Raw genomic sequence first — 18,887 nt, 5'->3', positions numbered from 1 at the left:
TCCCATGAAATTCTTCCGCCGTATCGCGCCTGTAAAGGCGATGACGTTTGACCTTGATGACACCCTCTATGACAACTACCCAGTGATAGTTCGTATGGAGCGTGAGTTGCTATCTTGGCTTAAACACCATCATCCGGCGATCGCTCACATGGATAAAGCCGATTGGTTTGCGCTCAAGCAACGTGTTCTACAGCAACAACCTGAGCTGAAGAGTGATGTCACTGTATGGCGCTTAGTGCAACTTAAGCAAGCCTTCTCCCAAGTTGGTTACGATGACGATGCAGCACATTCTGCCGCGCAAGCCGCGGTAGAGGTTGCTTTAGATTGGCGTAACCGCTTTGAAGTACCACAGCAAAGCCTCGATGTACTTGCTCAACTGGGGCAAGAAATCCCGCTGGTGGCCATAACTAACGGCAATGTGGATTTAGATAGAATAGGGCTCACACCTTATTTCCAACAAGTGCTGAAAGCAGGGCCGGATGGCAGCGCGAAGCCAGCACCAGATATGTTCACCAAAGCGCAGCAGTTTCTGGGCTTACCAAGTGAGCACATTCTTCATGTTGGCGATCATCTGGTGACGGATGTTCAAGGTGCAAAACTCTCGGGTTTTGCCGCATGCTGGTTTAATGATATGAATAAAAATGTCATTAATCAGGCAAAAACACGAACCTTACCTGATGTTGAAATCAATAACTTGCAGTCGTTGCTTACGCTTTTGTAATCACTTTCGCATTAATCCATTCAATCTTCATTCTGACCCTAGCAAAGCCACGTAAAGCCACGTAAATTACTCTCATAACAGTAAAATAATAAAAGCACTTTTCATGTGTTTTGGCTTGATGACGGCAGTGGTAGGGTAAATGCGAGCATTCTCTCAACTGGTTCAAAATGTGGATCAGCTTAATGACTTTTTAGTCACTTCTCAGTGTTGTGCGGATAAACGTTATCTGGTGCAACTGCTATCCACACAATCACGCGATACTGCAACGGCACTCGCTCGAGCAATTCTAGAAAGATTGCCTGATACCCACATTATCGGCCATAGCACGCGCCACGTTATTCTAGAAGGTGAGATCATCAACCATGGCTGCTTAGTATGTGTGATGGAGTTTGAACAAACCACACTTACTTCTGCGGCTCAGCATTATTCCTTCTCGCCAGATATTGATGGTTACGACCTTAAACAAGCCCTAGAACTGCAAGATAGCTCCAAAGCCATTATCAGCTTTTCTGTCCAAATCGAACGACGTGACTACCCCGTGTATCGCGTATTTAATACTGAAGGCCCAATGGTTTCTGGCGGTTTGGCTCAAGCCATTGATGATGGTTGCTGGGTCCTGCATCAAGACCAAGTTTATGATGAAGCGGTTGTAGCGGTTGCTTTACATAGTGAAAGCTTAAAGGTGTGGACCAACGCGTATTCCGAGTGGAACCCGATCGGCATGCCTCATAAGGTGACTCATGCCAAAGGGACGCGCTTGTATAGCTTGGGAGAGCGTAAAGCAATCGATGTTTACAAGCACTACCTTGCTGATGGGCACGACTTGACGCTCAATCAGCTGCTGAATTTCCCACTTTATCGCGAATCCATTGGGCGCAAAGAGGTATGTGCGGTGACCGAGATTCATCCCGATGGCAGCATGAGCTTCGACCGCCCATGGTGTCTGGGTGATGAAGTTCAGTTTTGCTATAACCATCCTTCTTTAACTCTGGAGCAAGTGCGCCATGGGGTGGTAGAGCTTGCTATGCACCAGCCTGAAGCGGTGATGATTTATAACTGCGCATCACGACTCGATTATATTGATAGCAGCGATGAAGTTCGTGCCTTTGCTGATATCTCTAGCACGTCCGGCAGTTATTGCATGGGGGAACTGCATGGTGGGAGTGATCATCAAGAAATTCTGCACCACAGCCTGACTTACCTTGCGATGCGTGAAGGGGACGAAGTTGACGAGCTCAATTTGCCCACACAGGAAATGACTACTTCGATTTCACCGTTGTTTAGTCTGATACGTAATGCGATTGGTGACCTGAATAACATGAATACGCACATGGGCTATCAGCTCGACCGCCAAGCGAAGAAGCTAGAACAGAGTTTTCGTCGAGATAGCCGTACAGGGTTACAAAATCGCGTTGCGCTGCAAGAGCGCTTAGTCACTATTAATGCCGATGAGCATCTACTCACACTTAAACTGCTTAACTTCAGCCATATCAACGAAAAGTACGGCTATCGCGTTGGCGACCAATTGTTGAAAGACTTGTCGATGCACTTTAGCAATCGCCTACGTAAACGTCTTGGTAAACCAGCCGCGCTGCAACTCTATAGCATTGGTGTGGGTGAGTGGGCGTTCTTATTTAAAGCCGACACCAGCAGTGAAATGATTAAGCAACACTTTACTCGCTTTGCTGATGCGGTTGAGCAAACCAACTTTGAGCCAAGTGGCTTACGAGACATTGATTACCTTTCGATTTCATTGTGCGGTGGCTTAGTTAGCCGTCGTGATTTTCCAACTGCATCGCCGGATGAATTGCTCCTCAAAGGCATTGAAGCGCGAAGAGCTGGGGTGCGAAGTAATACTCACATCTGTAATGCCAAAGACATTGAGGTCAATGAAGACGTGCGAAAAGAGCAGCTGGGTTGGCTAAGCTGTGTGAGCCGCGCCATCCTCAAACAGAACATCATTACCTACAGTCAGCCAATTGTGCACGCTTACAACCATCGTCCCGCGAGCCAAGAGTGTTTGGTGCGTATCATCGAAGAGGATGGCAGCATTATTGCGCCGGGGCGTTTCTTGCCCATCATTTCTGATACGCATTTGTACACACGTTTGAGTCGTCACATGATCCGTTCCACGTTGAATTACATGAAGGACAAACAAGGCGACTTCTCAATTAATTTGTCTCCTCAGGATTTACTCAGCGATAAAACCTTGATGTTGCTTGAGCATGCTATCAGTCAACTTAATGACCCAAGACGGATTGGTTTGGAAGTGTTGGAGTCGGAGCAGATTAAAGACTACGGCCGAATGATTGAGGTGTGCAGTCACTTTAGAAGCCTAGGCGCACGCATCATTGTGGATGATTTTGGTTCGGGTTACTCCAATATTGATGAGATCCTCAAGTTAGAGCCGGAAGTAATTAAGCTCGATGGTAGTTTGATTCGCTATATCGACAAAGACCAAAAGCAGCGCAAGATTGCCTCGCAGTTAGTGCGTTTGTGCCAGGTGTTTAATGCCAAGACTGTCGCGGAGTTCGTGCACAATAAAGAGGTGTGCGACATTGCGCAGGACATGGGTGTGGACTATCTGCAAGGTTATTACTTAGGTGAGCCGACACGTTTGTTTTAATATGCTTTGCTCTAATTGAGCTTAAGAGCTCTAGAGTTTTGTTTCACGTGAAACAGCAGCCGATAAAAAACGCAGCGTTAAAGCTGCGTTTTTTGTTTTGATAGGCACTAGGCTTTGAGCTCGTGACCACTTTTCTCGGCTTGGAAACGAGGAAGGTATTGCTTGAAGAAATTCAGCATCTGTTTCTGGTTTTGTTCTTCACCAAGTTGTTCGAGCAATTGAGCTGCCACTTCAAAGGTACATAAGTTACCTTCTTGTTGGTTGCGACGCAGTTGATACTGGGAATCGGCTTGAGTGGCTAAGCCCATCATCGCGATGCCCTCTAGCCATCGGCTTTTATTGATCATTTTGCGCGCTTCTTGCCAAGTTGCATCAACAATGATGTACAACGGTTGTCTGCCTTGCTCGGTACTTTGTTGCTGCACTTGTTCAAGTGTCAGGCTCTCTTCACTTGGGAATAGCAGTACTGGCAGTAGGCTTGGATTAGCTAGCGTTTCTGACAACTCTGCTGGTGGCGTTTTTCGGTCCCAAACGACTTGAGTGACACTCAGTTGGCACTGGGCGAGCAGTTTGCCAGTGTTGGTATCGCGAGTCAGTTCATTAGGGTGCATTAACAGCATCAGCGAGTGTTCACTGCTTAACTTAGGCAGCAGTGAACAGATGCAGTTGAACTGGAAGCCACAATGTGGACAAGGCTGCGCCATTACAAGCGCACTCCATCACGAACAGGGCTGATACCATCTGAGAACAGACGCACGCCGCTGACTTGCTCTTTGTTCGCTTTTGGTGCCAAGCTTGGGTTGATTGGGTAACTTACGCCAGTGTATTGCATCACGTGTTGACCAGGTGTTGCACCGCCGCCGCTAACATTGAAAATCAGATCTCGCCAGCCGTGTGAAGTTTGTTGACCGAGCATGATTGGGCTTTGCACTAGCGTCATACGGCTGTTGAAACGCCATTCTTTCTCGTGGTTTTCGAATACCAGCAGAGTACAACCGCCAGAACCACACCAATCAAGTTGCACCAGTAATTCTTCATCACCATCGCCATTCAGATCGTAGGTCAGCCAACGGTATTGGTTGTTACTAGGGTTGGTTTGGTGAATGAAGAAGTAGTTACGTACCGCAGCGTCCACTTTTGAGTTGAAGTCCGCACTAGAAGGAATATCAGCAGCGCCAATTGGATCGTGGTTGCGTTCGGCTGCTGGTTGTTCTGTGCCTGAGTTACGCACGGTTGCTGGGTATAGCACTAAACCGCCATCGGCAATGGGATAAACCAAATTGCCTACTTTCTCTTTGACTGCTTTTAGCTGGTTGCCTTCGCGAGTGAATAGGCGCTCAGTCATTAAGCGTTGTTGCTGGTGGTGAGTCATCAATACTTGGACTTGCGATGGACTCAGTTGCTGCCAGTAGCCGCGTTCAATCAATGGGGGTTGCCCGTCTGAATAGCTGTATTTGGTGATGGCACTGTGGTCGCTGTTGAGTGTCATCTGCACTTCGAAGCCTTGCGATTGGGTCGACGTCGCGACGTAAGTGTTCACCCATTCTAATGTTGAATCTACGTTGGCTGTCATACCACAACCTTGATAGGCTTTATCGCCATGCTCCAGTGTTGCCTTCCAGCCGTAGACAGAGTTGCTCATGGTGTCAGAACACAAGTTCTCTGTCATGCGCAGTTCACCATCCTTAAGTTGGTAGGTACGTTGGCGAGGTTGCAGTTTGCTGCTCTCAATTTCGAGTGTTTGTGTCGATTTGCCCATTTGCTGGAACTTGAGAGAGTTGCCTTCAAAGCTGGCTGACCAAGATGGCTCGTTACTAAAGACTCGTGTTGGTTTACTGGTTTGTTTGCAGCGTTGTGGGTTTTCTGTGGTGAGGAAGTTTACTTGTTCTACTACGAAGTTCGCGTCGAAATCTGCAGAGAAACCGTCAACACCAGGTGGATTGAGGTGACCGATCACTTCTCCATACATTTTCTGATAAGGCTGATTGGTTAATGCGATGGCTCTTTGCACCTGTTGTGGTGACAGTTGCAGCCAGTATTGTTTGTCGCTACCACAAGGTGTGATGTACTGGCTTTCATGCCCAATCACGACTTCACCACGCAGCATAAAGGTTTGAGGTAAGATGGTTTCTGGCTTATCTAAGGACGCAGGCGGAGTGGTTGGTGTGTCTGCATCGGACTGCTGTGGTTGCATGCTACATGCTTGCAGCACCAGCAGTGTGGCTAATGCCACTGGGTTTTTCAAAGCCTTCATGTTATATCTTCCTCATTACTCAATCTGCATCGGATGGCATTATGGCATATTGGTTATTTAAAACAGAACCAGATACCTTTTCTATTGACACGCTTCGAACCCAAAAGGTTTCATGTTGGGAGGGAGTTCGTAATTATCAGGCGCGTAATATGATGCGTGACCAAGTCAAATTGGGCGACTTGGTACTGATTTACCACTCTTCTTGTAAGAACGTAGGTGTGGCAGGTATTGCCAAAGTGACCCGTGAAGCGTATCCCGATCATTTCCAGTTTGACCTAGAGAGCGATTATTACGACCCGAAATCTGACCCAGAAAATCCGCGTTGGATAATGGTGGATATTGAGTTTGTACGTAAGACTGAGCGCTTGATTCCGTTGTCGGTCATGAAGGCGATGCCAGAGCTAGAAAACATGCCATTGGTGAAACGCGGCAATCGTTTATCGATCATGCCGGTGAGCGAAGAAGAGTGGCAAGCAATCCTCGGCAAAGAGAAACTGCCGAGTCAGCGATAAAAGAAAAAGGGCTGCACAGTGCAGCCCTTTGTGATTTTGTCGATAACCCGCTGTTAATAGCTAATACAGGTTATAGCAGATGATCTTGCAGGTAGTGAGCAACCGCATCGTCGGCGTTGCTGCCGATCACTTCATTGTTTGGTAGTGCTTTCATCACTTTCTCGTGAGAGGTGCCCATCACCAAACCTTTACCCGCCATTGATAGCATTTCTACGTCGTTCATGCCGTCACCAAAGGCGATGGTGTTTTCCAGTGTTAGACCAATAGACTCTGCGACAGCCTTCAAAGCATCACCTTTAGAAACGCCAGCGCTCATCACTTCCAGACACCAAGGTGTTGAGAATGCGATGTTTAGTCGATCGCCAAACTGTTCACGCAGCTTCGTTTCGAAGGTAACAAGATGTTCATGGTCTTGCGCTGGATGAGTGAAGAAGATTTTCGCAATGCCGTCAGTTGGTGCATTGTTTTGGTCGTATAACTTGTAAGAGAACTCTTCGTGGAAATCACGCAGTTGTTCGTCGTCTTTGTTCAGCAACCAGTCGTCGTTTTGATACATGTGGATAAGTATTTCAGGATCCGTTTTGATCGTGTCGATCACTGGCTGCACCAAATCTTCAGGTACGTTCTGGCTGTACATCTCTTGATCATTCTGGTCGTGCACACGTGCACCATTCGAAGTAATCATGTAAGCCGGAATACCTACCGTGCGACGAATGCTTGCGACGTCTACGTGGTGGCGACCCGTTGCAAAGACAAATGTGTAGCCTTGTTCATGCAGCGCTTTTAGCGTCTCTTTCGAGTAAGCGCTTAGCTGGTGGTTTGGTGCGAGTAAAGTGCCATCCAGATCTGAGGCAACGATTTTGGTGATCTCTTTGCAAGGTAGCGATGTGCTCATGAAGCCCTCGTAAACGGTTCGGATAGAGTGGAACAGGTTGATTGCACACGGAGCGCAGTAGATTGACTAGATCGTACTGCTCCGAGTGCGGGGAACATGATGAAGTTTACGCCAAAATAAGGAGGAAAAAGAGGGTAAATCGTAGACCTCGTATTTCCTCTTTAATTTATTTTATGCGCTTTGAGCACGCATAAATGAAAAGATAGCGTCCAGAGCTTGGTTACGATACTGGTCTTTTTCGAACAAAATTTCGTGCTCTGCACCAGCAATCGAAACTAGGCTGGCATTAGGGTTGGTCTTACTTAGCTTATCGATAAAGCGTTGCTGCGCGGCGTTACTCACGATGCGATCGTTGCCTGACTGAACCAATAAAACCGGAACTTTAATTTGGCGTGTCAGCAAAATACATTGCTTGGCAGCTATTAAACCTTGCCAAACCCAGCGGGTGCTTGGCCCACCGACTTGCAGCTCGGGTTTGTCACGGTATAAACCACGGAACCAATGATAACGATCGTAGCTTTGGCTAAGTGGGTTATCTTCAAACGGTTTTGGGTAGTATTCTTTATGACCCGGCGCGTAGCTTGGCTTTGTCGAGACTGCCGCTAAGATTTGGCTGACCGGAATCGCGATAGGGCTGAGATACCAAGGTAGGTTGATACCAAACATTGGGGAACTCAGAATCAAACCATCAAAGTTGTGTTCTGGATGCGTTTGCAGGTAGCGCGTAGCGATTGCACCACCCATTGAGTGAGCAATGATAAAACGCTGTTGGTATCCGCTTAAATCAAGCTGTTGCAGCACCAATTCCATATCTTCAATGTAGTCATTAAAGTCATAGACGTGACCCATGTCTGAGTCTGGAATTAGGCGATCTGATAAACCTTGTCCTCGATGGTCAAACGAATACACGTCATAACCTTGTCGATACAGATCATAGAACAGTTCTTGGTATTTCCAGGAAGCTTCAATGCGACCGTTGACGATCAGCACGGCTTTTGTGTGCTCAGGATTGGTGAGTTTGCACCAGTAGATTTTCTTTTTCTCTGTCCCTTTTACAAAGCCTTCTTGGCGTTCTTGCCAAAGTGCTGCGATCGGACCACCTATTGCTTGCTCAAATAAAGTCTCTTGAGTATAAGTCAAAGGTGAATGGTTAATAGCCATTAGTCGATTACCTGAAGATACGTTGCTTACGCGATGTATCATCGAAGAATTATTGAGGAAATGCAATGGATACCCACGTTTGGTTAGCCTATGTGGTAACAGCAATCGTTTTTAGTCTGGCTCCGGGATCTGGTACCGTCAACTCAATCAGTAATGGTTTGAGTTACGGCACGCGCAAGTCATTAGGTGCTATCGTTGGTTTACAAATCGGTTTGGCGATTCATATTGCTCTGGTTGGTGCTGGCATTGGCGCGTTGGTGGCGCAATCGGCAACGGCATTTACCGTGATCAAGTGGGTGGGTGCGGCTTACCTTGTGTGGCTTGGCATTCAAAAGTGGCGTGATACGTCTGGTTTAGTTGCAACCGAAAGCCACAAAGCGATGTCAGGCACTTCTCTGTTGTACAAAGCCATTCTTATTAACCTGACAAACCCAAAATCGATCGTCTTCTTGGTGGCACTGTTTCCACAGTTTATCGATCCAGCGAAAGACCAGCTGACTCAGCTGTTGGTTTTGGGTGTGACCACAGTGACCATTGATGCGTTTGTGATGCTGGGTTACACCAGTTTGGCCGCTCAAATGGGTCGCTTTATTCGCTCAGATAAGATCATGGGCAAAATTAATAAAGTATTCGGTTCAATGTTCATGGGATGTGGTGCATTATTAGCGGCAGCTAAGTAACAAATTATAAAAATCACAATAATTTCGAATGAAAAATGCGTATGTCGCCCGCCAGCCTATCTTTAATCGAAAAAGACAGACGCTGGGATATGAGTTGTTGTTCCGTGATGGTGAAAGTAATGCCTATCCTGCACACATCGATTCAAACAGGGCGACATACCGATTGATTGTAGAGAATTTTCTCTCTGTCGGAACCAATCCTCTGATTGCATCGTCACGATGCTTCATCAATTTCCCTCAACAAAGTTTGTTGCGTCGGCTACCAAGAAGTTTGCCGAAAAACAAAATCGTGGTTGAGGTACTCGAAACCTGCCAACCGACCGATGAACTGCTTGAAGCCATTCGCGAACTTTACCGTGAAGGCTATTTGATTGCGCTCGATGACTTCACTTTGACTGATGAATGGCGTCGCTTCTTGCCCTATGTCCACATTGTAAAACTCGATATCATGGCAATGGGGCTTGAGAAAGCATGTGAATTGGTTAAGCAGCACACCAAAAAGCGCACCAAGTATCATTTCTTAGCTGAGCGAGTCGAAACTGAAGCCGAGTTTGAAGCGACCAAAGAGGCGGGCTTTAAATTCTTCCAAGGCTACTTTTTCAGTAAGCCCGAAGTGATGCAGACTAAATATGTGAGCCCCGAACAAGTGCTGGCGCTCAAGTTATTTAGAGAAGTGTGCGTGCCTGATCCAGACTTTGGCCGGATTGAAAACATCATTACTCAGGATGTCACGCTGTCGTACAAGTTACTGCGTTTTGTGAACACACAATCGACTACGTTGGAAGTGACCATCACGTCATTCCGCCAAGCCTTGATTTACCTTGGGCAAGAAAAGCTCAAAATGTTTGTCTCGCTGGTGGTGGCGTCTTATATCTCCAGTAGCAAGCCACGTGAGTTGTACAACTTATCTCTGCAACGCGCTCAATTCTGTGAAGCTATGTCGCGCTATCAACCTTTTGCGCATCTCAACGAGCAGGGGTTTATGATCGGATTATTGTCGATTCTCGATGCCATGCTCGATTTGTCTGTCGAATCTTTAGTTGGACAGTTGCCGTTAAGTCCTTCCGTGCAGCAAGCCTTGTTGCATCGCCAAGGTGAATACGGCGCGTTACTGGCAATTGAAGAGTGCTACGAGCGTGCCGATTGGGCGGGCGTGGAGCAATTCTCTCAGCAGCTCGGGCTTTCTGTCGACGATGTGAAGTCTGAGCTTGGCGAAGCCGTTCGCTGGAGTCAGACCTTTTCTGGCGCCTAATCTGATCAAATATTAAACTTTTATTACAGTCGAGCGCGATCGCTTGACGGCATCTCAGTTTTAAATAACTATATACGCATATCCATATATAGGTATGTATTTATGCTTCCACATCAGTTCTTCAAACTTCTTTCCGACGAGACTCGTGTGCGCTGCTTAATGTTGGTGGTTCGTGAAGGGGAAACCTGTGTTGGTGATTTGGCTTATGCATTACAACAAAGCCAGCCCAAGATTTCTCGCCATCTGGCCCAGCTAAGATCGAATGGTATTTTAGTTGATAAACGTCAGGGGCAATGGGTGTACTACGAGCTGTCCGATCAATTACCGGGATGGATGCAAAAATTGATTGATGACTTGGTGGCCTCAAACTGTTTGAAGAAAGAGTACCAAGAAGACATTTCACGATTGCACGATAAAGCTCGTGCAGCTTGCTGCTAATAGTAAGTGTTACCAGTTTATAGGTTTAAAAAGGTAGAAGATTATGACGATTAAAGTAGGTATTAACGGTTTCGGTCGTATTGGTCGCTTGGCATTACGCGCAGCGTTTGATTGGCCAGAGCTAGAGTTCGTGCACATCAACGATGTAGCGGGTGATGCAGCGACGCTTGGTCACTTACTTGAGTTCGATTCAGTTCAAGGTCGTTGGAACCATGCAGTGCAAGTTGAAGGCACAGATATGATGATCAACGGTAAGCGCATTACGACTTCACAAGAGCGTGATATTGATGCTGTGAACTGGGGTCAATGTGATGTTGTGATTGAAGCAACGGGCGTTCATCGCAAAACCTCATTCCTAAACAAATACCTAGAACAAGGCGTAAAACGTGTTGTTGTTAGTGCACCAGTGAAAGAAGATGGCGTAGCTAACATCGTAGTGGGTGTGAACGACCACATCTTCGATCCTGCGCAGCACCGCATCGTAACCGCAGCGTCTTGTACAACGAACTGTATTGCACCAGTCGTGAAAGTGATTCACGAGAAACTGGGCATTGAACAATCGTCATTCACAACGATTCACGATTTAACTAACACACAAACGATTTTGGATGCGCCGCACAAAGACCTACGTCGTGCACGTGCATGTGGCATGAGCCTGATCCCAACCACTACAGGCAGTGCGACTGCAATTGTGGAAATCTTCCCGGACCTAAAAGACAAGATTAACGGCCACGCGGTTCGTGTTCCTCTAGCAAACGCATCGCTGACAGACATCATTTTTGATGTGAAACGTGATACCACGGCAGAAGAGGTTAACGCACTACTGAAAGAAGCTTCTGAAGGCGAGCTAAACGGCATCCTTGGTTTTGAAGAGCGTCCATTGGTTTCTATTGATTACAAAGGCGACCAACGTTCAACTATCGTTGATGCACAATCAACCATGGTAGTGGGTTCTCGCATGGTGAAGATTTACGCTTGGTACGATAACGAAATGGGTTACGCGACGCGTACTGCGGAATTGGTTCGTAACGTTGGTATGGCATAAGGAGTTTTAAGATGTCTCATCCTACATGGCAATTAGATTTAGAAACGGGCGCTTTGGTACTGACTCCATGTCCTGGTACCAAAGGTGTTGGACTGCAAGCTTCGCTAGAACAGATAAAAGCGCAAGGCGTAGAAGCGATTGTTACTGCCCTTGATAATGCTGAACTAGCGTCCAAAGATGTGTCTGCATTGGGCGAATTAACCCAACAGTTAGGCATGAAATGGTTCCAAATTGAGATTGAAGATGACTGTGCTCCGGGCGAAGAGTTCGCTGCAAAATGGTCACAAGCGAGTCCTGAACTGCACGCGATTCTTGCTCAAGGTGGCAAGGTTGCAATGCACTGCATGGGTGGCTCTGGTCGCACAGGTTTGTTTGCTGCGCACCTACTGCTAGAGAAAGATTGGGCGCTAGAAGACATCGTACGTGAAGTGCAAGCGCTGCGCCCTGGTGCTTTCACAAAGCCAGTACAAGTTGAGTACATCGAACGTGTAGCTCAAAACGCTTGATCAGCTTATAGAGCTTTTGGAACATCATGATCTAAAAGCTCTCTTTATGCCGTAATGGCTTACCAATTTATGTGATTTTTGCTTACTGGTCTTATGCTTAACTTATTGTTTGTTAACAATTAATGTTTGGGTGTCTCATCAGTTCTTGTTTCACAATTTAGCGCCAGTATTGAGATGGCTCAATGCTGGTGTTCAGGTCATAGAGCATTTGGAACACCATGATCTAAATGCCCTAAACGCTGTACATCTGAGGTCGTTATGATTTCAAAACTAAGCAAAAGTATCCGTCAGTATATGCTGGTGACGTTCAACTATTGGAACTTCACTGTGACGGATGGTGCACTCCGTATGCTGGTGGTGCTTTACTTCCATGACTTAGGATACTCAAGCTTAGCCATTGCTTCGCTGTTCCTTTTCTATGAATTTTTTGGCGTAGTGACCAACTTGGTTGGTGGCTGGCTAGGTGCTCGACTTGGTTTGAACAAAACCATGAACGTCGGCTTAGGGATGCAGATTTTGCCTTGCTGATGTTGGCAGTGCCCAATGCTTGGTTGACCATCCCTTGGGTAATGGCGGCGCAGGCAATTTCGGGTATTGCCAAAGACTTAAATAAGATGAGTGCCAAGAGCGCGATCAAAACTTTGGTGCCAGACGAGCAGCAAGGTGCACTTTATAAGTGGGTTGCGATCTTAACGGGCTCGAAGAATGCGCTGAAAGGTGCGGGTTTCTTCGTTGGTGGTTTGCTGCTATCGGCGTTTGGCTTCCAAACTTCGATGGTCATCATGGCAAGTGTACTGGCTGTTGTGTTTGTATGCAGCTTGATCTGGCTAGAAGCGGATATGGGTAAGGCGAAGAGCAAACCTAAGTTCCGTCAAATTTTCTCTAAGTCAGAATCGGTGAACATTCTTTCCGCTGCACGTATGTTCCTATTTGGCGCGCGTGATGTGTGGTTTGTTGTTGCACTGCCGATTTATCTTGGCAGCGTGTTTGGTTGGGATCACCTGATGGTAGGCGGCTTCCTTGCGGCTTGGGTGATTGCTTACGGATTCGTTCAAGGTTTTGCGCCTCGTATTACCGGCAAAGCGCAAGGTCGAGTGCCAGATGGCAGTGCGGCTCTGATTTGGGCGGGTATCCTGGCTGTCATCACTGGTGCGATTGCTTATGGCGTGCAAATCGGCTGGCAGCCAGAGCTTGTTATTGTCGTGGGCTTGATGATTTTCGGTGCTGTGTTTGCGGTGAACTCATCTCTGCACTCTTACCTGATCGTTAGTTATGCGAAAGGCGATGGCGTTTCACTGGATGTCGGCTTCTACTATATGGCGAATGCAATGGGACGTTTGATTGGTACGGTTCTATCCGGTTGGATTTACCAAGAAGCGGGTTTAGCGGCGTGTCTGTGGGTCTCTTTTGCTTTCTTAGCGCTAACGACGGTCATCTCTATCAAACTACCAAAAGCCAAAGTGGCGACGGCTTAAATCGATTTCCGATTCAGAATAAAAAATGGCTCCGCTTTGGGAGCCATTTTTGTTTTTACGATTCAATATCGCAAATCAGCAAGTCTTGCTTATGGGCAAATACGGCCTTGTTGTGCTGGCTGCGTCATTTCCATATCACCTTTCAGTGAGCGGTAAACGATGGTGTTCCAAACTTCACCATTGTCCATTTCGAATTCAATCGCGTAGTTAAGGCCATTCACTACTTGAGTGCGTACGCTTAAGATCTCTTTTAGCTTAGCCGCGGTATTCATCTGACCAAGTACAAAGTCGAGTGCTTGCTGAGCTTCAGGTGTGACTTCACCTTGTGACCAGCCGCCAGCAAGGTTTTCAGCGCTACAGATAGGGTTCGCTTCCGGTTGCGATTGTGTTGGTGCCACGGCCTCTTCCTTTTGATTACATCCAGCTAAAGCCACTACACACACCAGTGACGCTAATAATGTTTTCTTCATAAAGACCTCTCTTAATAATCTGTCCAGCATCCTAAAGGAATGAAACGGTTAGATCTGTTTCATATCCGAGAAAGCTTAGGGCTAGTGATCCCATTTGTACAATAGGATTTGTCATCAACCATTTTGCAAATCAATGATATTGGTGCGTCATCGTTGAGTTAAAAATAAGCAAAAACAGATTGTTAACTATTTAACCGGATGAAAATTGCCCTATGCTATAGACGTGAAGTTACGCAAATTAGGAAAGGGTATGAGAGAAAGGGTTCTGTTTTTCGACTTATTACGTTGTGTTGCTGCAGTGGCAGTGATCGCTATTCACGTGTTAGCGCCATATCGTAATGAGTTGGGCGTGATTCCATTTGACCAATGGGCAACGGCGGTCGGTGTGAACAGTGTGACCCGTTGGGCGGTGCCGGTATTCATTTTGATCACGGGAGCTTTGATGCTCAGTGATACACGTCCTTTTGATGCCAAGTACTACGTCAAACGGCGTTTAGGTAAAGTGTTGGTGCCTTTTTTAGTTTGGTCGATGTTTTATGCGTATTTGTCAGGTTGGACGGCACAAGGCTTTGATTTTTCCACCGTTGAAGAAGTGGTGAGCAACAGTCCGCATCATGCAACTTACTACCATCTTGGATTCTTCTATTACTTTATTCCGCTCTATTTTGTGATTCCGTTGTTTCAATGGGTAGTCCGCAATTGTGACGACAGTGTCCTCTATGCGTACTTGGCGGTTTGGTTACTCACCAGCACTTTATTCCTATTCAAAATTGATGGACCGTGGAGCAATCAATACTGGCTTTATATGGGGTATTTACCACTCGGTTATGTGTTGTTTCAGAAAGTCCCACTTAATCGTTCTGTCGTCACGGGGTTTACGGCATTAGGGCTGGTGGCATTGGCAGTGACCTTTACTATGGTGGTGAGCAACAGTTTAGAAGTGGACAAGTACACAGTAGGGCGTTGGTTCTCATACAAAACATTGAACGTGATTCTCGCCGCGTCGATGATTTTTATGCTGTGTCGTTACTTTGGAGAAGGCCTAGCGCCCAAAGCACAGAAAGTGGTGAGTTTTATTAGCCAGCACAGTTTGGGTATTTATCTTCTTCACCCAATTTTCTTGTGGCCGATGAAAGCGTTCGGTTGGTATCAAGGCCATCCAGCATGGGTGATTCCTCTATGGATTGTACTGAGTGGTGCTGGAGCCTTGGCGATGAGCTATCTGTTCTCTAAGTCCGCCAAGACTCGCTGGTTGCTACCGTAAATTAGCGGTTTAGGGCGAAGTGCAAGAACTTATCGCCACGGTAGGTTAATGTGCCTTTATCACCTGGGTTCAGCGCGTGGTAATAGTGCACACCGATTTGAAACTCGCGTTTTGGCCCAATTGAGCCGCGTTGTACATAAATCCAATATTCTTGATCGTCTTGGCCAGGCTCGGCATCCGGTACTTCTATCGCTTGCTTGTCCAAGATGGTCACTTGAGCACTCTGCTCAGGCGCATCCTCACCAAAGTAATGTTTGCTGTAGAAGCGGAAAAATGCCCATGCGCCAAGCGCAATCAGAGCGAACAGAGCCAAAATAAGTGAGATTGGCATGATAACCTCCAATGTTTCATTGGCGCCTATTTTACAGAACTCCCTGATTAAACTATGAGTTGAGATAAATTATTCGTGATCTAGTAAAAGTGTCTTAGATTTTATTCGGCGCACTTCACATTTTATATGCGTTCAAGAGCACAATTTAAAAGGAAATTTGCACCTTTTGGCTCGAAAAAGTTCTAAATTTATAGAAGAATGAAACAACGGACGAAGGAAGGATCAAGTAAGGAGGGTTACGATGTCAGATATTGAGAAAGTAGTCATGCGTACCCGAACGATCGAAAAACTTCTGCGAACGCAATACCACGCAGAAGGGAAAGGGTTACATCAACTGATCACCAGTTGTGAAGAGCGCTTACCGCATGATGTTGTTGCTAAACTGCGATTTATCGCAACTGTGCGGAATAAGGTTGTTCACGAAGAGGATTACAAGTTGGACGATCGAAAAGGTTTCTTGGCGGCATGTGATGCCTGCGAAAAGGAACTGACGCCGAGGAGTTCACGCTTTATTTGGCGAGCGGCGATTTTGTTAATGGCCTTGATTACGCTTGCTGCACTTGGCTTCTACTACATGCATTGGGACATTCTGGTTAAGCATTTGTAGAACACACAATTTGAATAATAAAAAAGGGACGCGAAAGCGTCCCTTTTTTATTTTAAACAGTAACTTAGTACATCATTGGCAGTGTCATTAAACCAACAACCACTGCAATCATTACCAGCCCTTGTTTTTGAGAAGAAGAAATCATAACACTACCCCTAAAATCATTGATGAACTCGATGTAAATAATATAGCACTGTTTTTGAGCTTTGATCAACTTCAAAGCGGAAAACTTTTCAAAACTCGAACTTAACTTGGGCGTTTTAACCCTAAATTGACTAATAAAACTGTGTTTTTTGTGCTGTTCTTTAAGTGTTCTACTTGATGGTTTTCTCTTCTTTTTTATTTTAAGTTGTTGATTTTAAGGTGTTAAATATGAGTAATTTTATGCTGGAATAGTGTTTCTTGTTTCAGTGTTATGGTTGGCTGACTATTTTTGCTGAATTTCTCAAAAGTTGAGAAAAGTTGGTTTTGTGCTAATGAGTATGACGTAGACGGACGTCTATTTAGTTCGCCTTTTCCTATCTGATGAGAAAATCTCGGTCTCAAAAGGGTTTAGCTTTTAGCTAAGTTATCTAAGTTTATGTTTTTGTGCATTTTTGTCAGTATGTTTAGCTATATCAGTTAGTTATGTCTGGTTGTTTGAATTTTTACTCTATCTTATTGCTGGCTTAGCAGACATTTGTATTGTCATGAGGTACCTGTTTTAGCTGTTTTAGAGGTCTGAGGATGTAGATTCGATTTTTGTGTTGATAATTTGCCCATAGTGGTTGTATGTCGAACAAATTGACGGATTGTTTTTCAATTTATAATGGTTGGGGCTTTTGATGAGATTATCGATAACATCGAGAGTGAGATAGCTGAGCTCAATGGTTGTGAGAAAAAACCTAAGCAGCAATTGACTAAGTTACGTCTACAAAATGTTGCGATTCGCTATCAAGATCCAACTTTCATGGATTATGCCTTTACATCAAGATTGGTCTACCTAGACTAGCGGCGAGATTACGTGAAAGGTGTATCGGCATGTGGAGTTGGTTAGCGATAGGGCTATCGGGGATGTATTCCGTGTTGGGGGCAAAACAGTCCAATCCAACGCAGTCTCTGACATTTAAAATCTTTACTCTGCTCTTATTGCTGATTTTAGCACTGACTGAGGGTTCCTCGGCGCCTCACACCTATTGGATCGTTGGTGGTCTAGTGGTATCGATGTTTGCTGATACGCTCCACTCTTTTAAGTCTCGTAAACCTCTCTATTTTGCTGGTTATCTACTAGCACAAATCTGCTATAGCAAATCGTTCTGGGTTCAGCTCAATGGTGACATTGTGTGGTGGCTATTAGCTCTGCTGCTAGCCGCGAGTACTGTGGCGTTCTTCCTCTTATTGCCGCAATTGGACTCGATGGTCTTCCCGGTCGTTATCATGGGGATTATGCTGGTCCAGTTGGCGTGGGCTGCAGGGGAGGTGTGGTTACAAGTGCCTAATTTTGCCAATGCGCTTGGGTTTAGCGGAACTGTCGTGATGATTTACTCCGCCTTGGCCTATGCGATACATGGTTATCGTAAGCCGATGAAACGCGCCTATGTTTGGGTGAGCGGCAGTTACTTTTTGGCTCATGCATTAATTGTTGCCTCTATCATTTACTAACTCAGGTCAAAGTAAGCGGTCAGGTTTTAAGTAAACTGGATGAATTCAATTTGATGACTGGAGTCGATGATGACTGAAATTCATGCTCATAGCTTACTGAACCTACTTCGTGAAACCCCAATGAATCGTGATGAGCTTGCGGCTCATTTTGGTTCTGAGGCACGCTTTCATACCTGTAAGTTGAATGATCTAGACTTAGATGCATTGCTAGAGTTTTTGCTAAAGCGCGAAAAAGTACGCGAACTGGAAGGTCAGTTTGTCGTAAATATGGTGCGTGTTTGCAATCACTAAATTGCGGCTAACTGATTATTTATGAAGGCGATAAACTCATTTCGCCTTCAGTCATATCTTCACTCAATCACTTTGCTATACTGGCCGCCAACTTTTCCGTCGAGGTCAGAACATGGACATTCTTTCTGCAGCGACCATGCTGTTTCTTATTATGGATCCGCTCGGCAACTTGCCGATTGTGTTGTCCATTCTCAAACACTTAGATGCGAAGCGTCGCCGAAAAGTACTGATCCGTGAGCTAGTATTTGCCTTGATGATTCTGATGCTGTTCTTATTCGCAGGGCAGAGCATCATGAGCTTCCTTCATGTTCAACCTGAGACCTTGAGTATTTCTGGCGGTATCATTCTGTTTATCATCGCGATTAAGATGATTTTCCCAAGTGCTGGCAGTATTACCGGGTTAGCCGCAGGTGAAGAGCCATTTATTGTGCCGATGGCCATCCCTATGATTGCCGGGCCTTCGGTGATTGCTGCGCTGCTTTTGCTCTCTTCTCAGCATCCAGACAAGATTATGGAGCTGTCTGCCGCGGTGTTGATTGCTTGGGGCGCCACTTTCTTCATTTTGATGTTTTACAGTTTCTTCCACCGCATTTTGGGAGAGCGCGGCCTGAAAGCGATTGAGCGTTTGATGGGGTTGCTGTTGGTAATGATTTCTACCCAGATGTTCCTAGATGGTGTGAAGAGCTACATGGGTTAAGTCTTTGCCTATCGAATGATA

General features: G+C 45.9%; 20 protein-coding genes and 1 pseudogene. 15 read left to right on the top strand and 6 right to left on the bottom strand.

Annotated elements, in window-relative coordinates; translation table 11 throughout:
* Positions 1 to 4: 4 nt before the first annotated feature.
* The gene (yigB, locus tag KHO06_RS16295; protein WP_212581875.1) at positions 5 to 721 is read left to right on the top strand and encodes a 5-amino-6-(5-phospho-D-ribitylamino)uracil phosphatase YigB; all 717 of its coding nucleotides are present in this window, start codon (positions 5 to 7) and stop codon (positions 719 to 721) included.
* Positions 722 to 860: 139 nt separating this feature from the next.
* Positions 861 to 3,347: an EAL domain-containing protein gene (locus tag KHO06_RS16290; protein WP_212581874.1), complete on the top strand. Its 2,487-nt coding sequence runs from the start codon at positions 861 to 863 to the stop codon at positions 3,345 to 3,347.
* A gap of 107 nt (positions 3,348 to 3,454) precedes the next feature.
* Here KHO06_RS16290 and KHO06_RS16285 read toward each other — a convergent pair whose 3' ends face one another.
* Both KHO06_RS16285 and KHO06_RS16280 read right to left on the bottom strand, forming a co-directional pair.
* Complete coding sequence (locus tag KHO06_RS16285) at positions 3,455 to 4,051, bottom strand: tRNA-uridine aminocarboxypropyltransferase (protein WP_212581873.1); 597 nt, start codon at positions 4,049 to 4,051, stop codon at positions 3,455 to 3,457.
* Positions 4,051 to 5,601 carry a hypothetical protein gene (locus KHO06_RS16280; RefSeq protein ID WP_212581872.1) on the bottom strand — a complete coding sequence of 517 codons (1,551 nt, stop codon included), beginning with the start codon at positions 5,599 to 5,601 and terminating at the stop codon, positions 4,051 to 4,053. Before KHO06_RS16280 ends, KHO06_RS16285 begins: the two co-directional genes overlap by 1 nt.
* Before the next feature lie 41 nt (positions 5,602 to 5,642).
* Between KHO06_RS16280 and KHO06_RS16275 the strand changes: the two genes are divergently transcribed.
* On the top strand, positions 5,643 to 6,113 hold the full coding sequence (locus KHO06_RS16275) for an EVE domain-containing protein (RefSeq protein ID WP_005452022.1): 471 nt from the start codon (positions 5,643 to 5,645) through the stop codon (positions 6,111 to 6,113).
* Between the two features lie 70 nt (positions 6,114 to 6,183).
* On the opposite strand, the gene KHO06_RS16270 is transcribed toward KHO06_RS16275, so the two are convergent.
* Together KHO06_RS16270 and KHO06_RS16265 are read right to left on the bottom strand one after the other, a co-directional pair.
* The gene (locus tag KHO06_RS16270) at positions 6,184 to 7,008 is read right to left on the bottom strand and encodes a Cof-type HAD-IIB family hydrolase (protein WP_045421283.1); all 825 of its coding nucleotides are present in this window, start codon (positions 7,006 to 7,008) and stop codon (positions 6,184 to 6,186) included.
* 171 nt (positions 7,009 to 7,179) lie between these two features.
* Positions 7,180 to 8,169, bottom strand: a complete 990-nt coding sequence (locus KHO06_RS16265; protein ID WP_212581871.1) for an alpha/beta fold hydrolase — start codon at positions 8,167 to 8,169, stop codon at positions 7,180 to 7,182.
* Between the two features lie 65 nt (positions 8,170 to 8,234).
* Here KHO06_RS16265 and rhtB point away from each other — a divergent pair, with 65 nt between their 5' ends.
* From rhtB to arsJ, 6 genes and pseudogenes are all read left to right on the top strand, one after another.
* The gene (gene rhtB / locus KHO06_RS16260) at positions 8,235 to 8,849 is read left to right on the top strand and encodes a homoserine/homoserine lactone efflux protein (RefSeq protein WP_005430372.1); all 615 of its coding nucleotides are present in this window, start codon (positions 8,235 to 8,237) and stop codon (positions 8,847 to 8,849) included.
* A 28-nt stretch (positions 8,850 to 8,877) separates the two neighbouring features.
* The gene (locus KHO06_RS16255; protein ID WP_038890534.1) at positions 8,878 to 10,101 is read left to right on the top strand and encodes an EAL and HDOD domain-containing protein; all 1,224 of its coding nucleotides are present in this window, start codon (positions 8,878 to 8,880) and stop codon (positions 10,099 to 10,101) included.
* A gap of 102 nt (positions 10,102 to 10,203) precedes the next feature.
* Positions 10,204 to 10,539 (top strand): metalloregulator ArsR/SmtB family transcription factor, encoded by a 336-nt coding sequence (locus tag KHO06_RS16250; RefSeq protein ID WP_045421287.1) that lies wholly within the window; start codon positions 10,204 to 10,206, stop codon positions 10,537 to 10,539.
* 43 nt (positions 10,540 to 10,582) lie between these two features.
* Positions 10,583 to 11,584 (top strand): ArsJ-associated glyceraldehyde-3-phosphate dehydrogenase, encoded by a 1,002-nt coding sequence (locus KHO06_RS16245; RefSeq protein WP_081234751.1) that lies wholly within the window; start codon positions 10,583 to 10,585, stop codon positions 11,582 to 11,584.
* Between the two features lie 11 nt (positions 11,585 to 11,595).
* Complete coding sequence (locus tag KHO06_RS16240; RefSeq protein ID WP_081234753.1) at positions 11,596 to 12,090, top strand: cyclin-dependent kinase inhibitor 3 family protein; 495 nt, start codon at positions 11,596 to 11,598, stop codon at positions 12,088 to 12,090.
* Positions 12,091 to 12,348: 258 nt separating this feature from the next.
* A pseudogene (gene arsJ / locus KHO06_RS16235) lies at positions 12,349 to 13,565 on the top strand (organoarsenical effux MFS transporter ArsJ).
* Between the two features lie 89 nt (positions 13,566 to 13,654).
* On the opposite strand, the gene KHO06_RS16230 reads toward arsJ, so the two are convergent.
* The gene (locus tag KHO06_RS16230) at positions 13,655 to 14,035 is read right to left on the bottom strand and encodes a cystatin domain-containing protein (RefSeq protein ID WP_038890530.1); all 381 of its coding nucleotides are present in this window, start codon (positions 14,033 to 14,035) and stop codon (positions 13,655 to 13,657) included.
* A gap of 250 nt (positions 14,036 to 14,285) precedes the next feature.
* On the opposite strand from KHO06_RS16230, the gene KHO06_RS16225 reads away from it, so the two are divergent.
* The gene (locus KHO06_RS16225; protein WP_081234758.1) at positions 14,286 to 15,299 is read left to right on the top strand and encodes an acyltransferase family protein; all 1,014 of its coding nucleotides are present in this window, start codon (positions 14,286 to 14,288) and stop codon (positions 15,297 to 15,299) included.
* Between the two features lies 1 nt (position 15,300).
* Here KHO06_RS16225 and KHO06_RS16220 read toward each other — a convergent pair whose 3' ends face one another.
* Positions 15,301 to 15,630 (bottom strand): DUF2500 domain-containing protein, encoded by a 330-nt coding sequence (locus KHO06_RS16220; protein ID WP_005430363.1) that lies wholly within the window; start codon positions 15,628 to 15,630, stop codon positions 15,301 to 15,303.
* A gap of 241 nt (positions 15,631 to 15,871) precedes the next feature.
* Here KHO06_RS16220 and KHO06_RS16215 point away from each other — a divergent pair, with 241 nt between their 5' ends.
* The 5 genes from KHO06_RS16215 (at position 15,872) to KHO06_RS16195 (ending at position 18,866) form a co-directional block, all read left to right on the top strand.
* Positions 15,872 to 16,237 carry a hypothetical protein gene (locus tag KHO06_RS16215; protein WP_005430355.1) on the top strand — a complete coding sequence of 122 codons (366 nt, stop codon included), beginning with the start codon at positions 15,872 to 15,874 and terminating at the stop codon, positions 16,235 to 16,237.
* Positions 16,238 to 17,045: 808 nt separating this feature from the next.
* Positions 17,046 to 17,228: a hypothetical protein gene (locus KHO06_RS16210; RefSeq protein ID WP_005430339.1), complete on the top strand. Its 183-nt coding sequence runs from the start codon at positions 17,046 to 17,048 to the stop codon at positions 17,226 to 17,228.
* Positions 17,229 to 17,257: 29 nt separating this feature from the next.
* The gene (locus tag KHO06_RS16205; protein ID WP_212581870.1) at positions 17,258 to 17,878 is read left to right on the top strand and encodes a lysoplasmalogenase; all 621 of its coding nucleotides are present in this window, start codon (positions 17,258 to 17,260) and stop codon (positions 17,876 to 17,878) included.
* Positions 17,879 to 17,947: 69 nt separating this feature from the next.
* Positions 17,948 to 18,169, top strand: a complete 222-nt coding sequence (locus tag KHO06_RS16200) for a YecH family metal-binding protein (RefSeq protein WP_212582485.1) — start codon at positions 17,948 to 17,950, stop codon at positions 18,167 to 18,169.
* Between the two features lie 112 nt (positions 18,170 to 18,281).
* Positions 18,282 to 18,866 (top strand): YhgN family NAAT transporter, encoded by a 585-nt coding sequence (locus KHO06_RS16195; RefSeq protein ID WP_005430358.1) that lies wholly within the window; start codon positions 18,282 to 18,284, stop codon positions 18,864 to 18,866.
* Positions 18,867 to 18,887: the final 21 nt, after the last annotated feature.

It is taken from the genome of Vibrio sp. B1FIG11 (assembly GCF_905175335.1).
GTDB lineage: Bacteria > Pseudomonadota > Gammaproteobacteria > Enterobacterales > Vibrionaceae > Vibrio > Vibrio campbellii.
Note: the sequence above shows the minus strand (reverse complement) of the source record. Positions and strands in the feature narration are given on the sequence as shown.

What these genes read in the sequence shown, in the direction of transcription:
- yigB (WP_212581875.1), top strand. Translation starts at nt 5, where the DNA reads ATGAAATTCTTCCGCCGTATCGCGCCTGTAAAGGCGATGACGTTTGAC.
- KHO06_RS16290 (WP_212581874.1), top strand. Translation starts at nt 861, where the DNA reads ATGCGAGCATTCTCTCAACTGGTTCAAAATGTGGATCAGCTTAATGAC.
- KHO06_RS16285 (WP_212581873.1), bottom strand. Translation starts at nt 4,051, where the DNA reads ATGGCGCAGCCTTGTCCACATTGTGGCTTCCAGTTCAACTGCATCTGT.
- KHO06_RS16280 (WP_212581872.1), bottom strand. Translation starts at nt 5,601, where the DNA reads ATGAAGGCTTTGAAAAACCCAGTGGCATTAGCCACACTGCTGGTGCTG.
- KHO06_RS16275 (WP_005452022.1), top strand. Translation starts at nt 5,643, where the DNA reads ATGGCATATTGGTTATTTAAAACAGAACCAGATACCTTTTCTATTGAC.
- KHO06_RS16270 (WP_045421283.1), bottom strand. Translation starts at nt 7,008, where the DNA reads ATGAGCACATCGCTACCTTGCAAAGAGATCACCAAAATCGTTGCCTCA.
- KHO06_RS16265 (WP_212581871.1), bottom strand. Translation starts at nt 8,169, where the DNA reads ATGGCTATTAACCATTCACCTTTGACTTATACTCAAGAGACTTTATTT.
- rhtB (WP_005430372.1), top strand. Translation starts at nt 8,235, where the DNA reads ATGGATACCCACGTTTGGTTAGCCTATGTGGTAACAGCAATCGTTTTT.
- KHO06_RS16255 (WP_038890534.1), top strand. Translation starts at nt 8,878, where the DNA reads ATGAAAAATGCGTATGTCGCCCGCCAGCCTATCTTTAATCGAAAAAGA.
- KHO06_RS16250 (WP_045421287.1), top strand. Translation starts at nt 10,204, where the DNA reads ATGCTTCCACATCAGTTCTTCAAACTTCTTTCCGACGAGACTCGTGTG.
- KHO06_RS16245 (WP_081234751.1), top strand. Translation starts at nt 10,583, where the DNA reads ATGACGATTAAAGTAGGTATTAACGGTTTCGGTCGTATTGGTCGCTTG.
- KHO06_RS16240 (WP_081234753.1), top strand. Translation starts at nt 11,596, where the DNA reads ATGTCTCATCCTACATGGCAATTAGATTTAGAAACGGGCGCTTTGGTA.
- KHO06_RS16230 (WP_038890530.1), bottom strand. Translation starts at nt 14,035, where the DNA reads ATGAAGAAAACATTATTAGCGTCACTGGTGTGTGTAGTGGCTTTAGCT.
- KHO06_RS16225 (WP_081234758.1), top strand. Translation starts at nt 14,286, where the DNA reads ATGAGAGAAAGGGTTCTGTTTTTCGACTTATTACGTTGTGTTGCTGCA.
- KHO06_RS16220 (WP_005430363.1), bottom strand. Translation starts at nt 15,630, where the DNA reads ATGCCAATCTCACTTATTTTGGCTCTGTTCGCTCTGATTGCGCTTGGC.
- KHO06_RS16215 (WP_005430355.1), top strand. Translation starts at nt 15,872, where the DNA reads ATGTCAGATATTGAGAAAGTAGTCATGCGTACCCGAACGATCGAAAAA.
- KHO06_RS16210 (WP_005430339.1), top strand. Translation starts at nt 17,046, where the DNA reads ATGGTTGGGGCTTTTGATGAGATTATCGATAACATCGAGAGTGAGATA.
- KHO06_RS16205 (WP_212581870.1), top strand. Translation starts at nt 17,258, where the DNA reads ATGTGGAGTTGGTTAGCGATAGGGCTATCGGGGATGTATTCCGTGTTG.
- KHO06_RS16200 (WP_212582485.1), top strand. Translation starts at nt 17,948, where the DNA reads ATGACTGAAATTCATGCTCATAGCTTACTGAACCTACTTCGTGAAACC.
- KHO06_RS16195 (WP_005430358.1), top strand. Translation starts at nt 18,282, where the DNA reads ATGGACATTCTTTCTGCAGCGACCATGCTGTTTCTTATTATGGATCCG.